Annotated in this window: 1 protein-coding gene; it reads right to left on the reverse strand. The window is 52.4% G+C overall.

Translation table 11 applies throughout. The features are described from left to right. Positions 1-662 (reverse strand): DUF3488 domain-containing protein (locus A3750_RS15645; RefSeq protein ID WP_197475076.1); only part of this gene is annotated, 662 nt, incomplete at its 3' end. Between the last annotated feature and the right edge of the window lie 58 nt (positions 663-720).

Here is a 720-nt window from a genome sequence, read left to right on the forward strand (position 1 = left end):
GGCCCGGACGAAAGCATCTGATCGACTAACTGACGCGCAAGCGGATTACCCGTTGGCGGGAGCTGAAGGTCTTGATTAACTTGCGAAGCAATGCGTTCTACACCTGATATGACAACAGCCCCAGGAACCTCCGAAACAGGTAAAAGCGTCTTTTCATACAACATCCTGTAAGGCGTTGGAGACACAACGTCTTGCCTGAACTCGTAGATTCCGCCACCCATTTTATGCACATTACCCGATGCCGGCTGCGAGCCAACCAATGCAAACGCCCAGCGGTTTTGATGCGGCTCTAGAATCACATCATAATAATTCTGATCGAGCTCTTGCGGCTCAAAAACCTCATACTTACGGTCATGCAAGAGCCCCTGACGTCCTCGCTCCAGCAGCAAAGAGCTAGATGCTCGTCTCCACGTTCTACCGTCAAAGTAATCCAGCAACATTGCGCGCCAATAAAGGTTTTGTCGTGCTGGGGCGACCCCACTGAAGCTCACTCTAAAAGCGCGCTCGGCAGACTGGCTCAGCTCAGCAATAGAGCCTGGCGTCATTTCTTCACTCATCCCTGTCTGTGAGTGGCTCGTTTTAATGGGCAAAGACCACAGCGGCGCGAAACGAGGAAAGAACAAAAAAAAGCACACCGCAAACGGTACTGCGAGCGAGAGCATTTTCGTCACTCGCCAAAGCTGCGATCTCACACTCCCGAGCGAGCTATCGCTCAAACGC

The sequence above is a fragment of the Oleiphilus sp. HI0079 genome (assembly GCF_001635105.1).